General features: G+C 60.4%; 1 pseudogene and 1 other annotated feature. The pseudogene reads left to right on the top strand.

The features are described 5' to 3' along the window. Positions 1-41: 41 nt before the first annotated feature. Positions 42-624: pseudogene (locus WS62_RS32245) on the top strand (IS3 family transposase); the annotation flags it as partial. Beyond that, positions 323-439: a sequence feature (AL1L pseudoknot), on the top strand. Its footprint overlaps the pseudogene before it by 117 nt.

Raw genomic sequence — 624 nt, forward strand, 5'->3', positions numbered from 1 at the left:
CCGGATTTGGTGGAGGCTCGAACTCTTGAGAGAATGGAGCCATGAGCAAGAAGCCAAGCAAGTTTTCCCCGGAAGTCCGGGAGCGCGCAGTCCGTCTGGTACGAGAGCAGCGTAGCGAGCATCCGTCGCTGTGGGCGGCGGTCGAATCAATTGCACCGATGATCGGCTGCACGAGCCAGACCCTGCACGGCTGGGTCAAGCAAGACCAGGTTGAAACCGGAGAGCGCGACGGCGTGAGCTCGTCGGAACGTGAGCGTCTCAAGGCGCTGGAACGCGAAGTCAAAGAACTGCGCCGGGCCAACGAGATCCTGAAGCTGGCGAGCGCGTTTTTCGCCCAGGCGGAGCTCGACCGCCGGTTGAAGTCCTGAAGGCCTTTATCGATCAGCATCGAGATACCTTCGGGGTCGAGCCGATTTGCAAGGTCTTGCGGATTGCCCCGTCGGGTTATCGGCGTCATGCGGCACAGCTTCGTGATCCGTCGAAGCGCTGCGCCCGAGCGAAACGCGATGAGATTCTGTGCCCGGAAATCAACCGAGTCTGGCAGGCCAACATGCAAGTCTACGGCGCTGACAAGGTCTGGAAGCAGATGAACCGCGAGAGCATTACGGTCGCTCGTTGTACGGT

Source organism: Burkholderia sp. ABCPW 14 (genome assembly GCF_001523835.1).
In the GTDB taxonomy this organism is placed as follows: Bacteria; Pseudomonadota; Gammaproteobacteria; order Burkholderiales; family Burkholderiaceae; genus Burkholderia; species Burkholderia mayonis.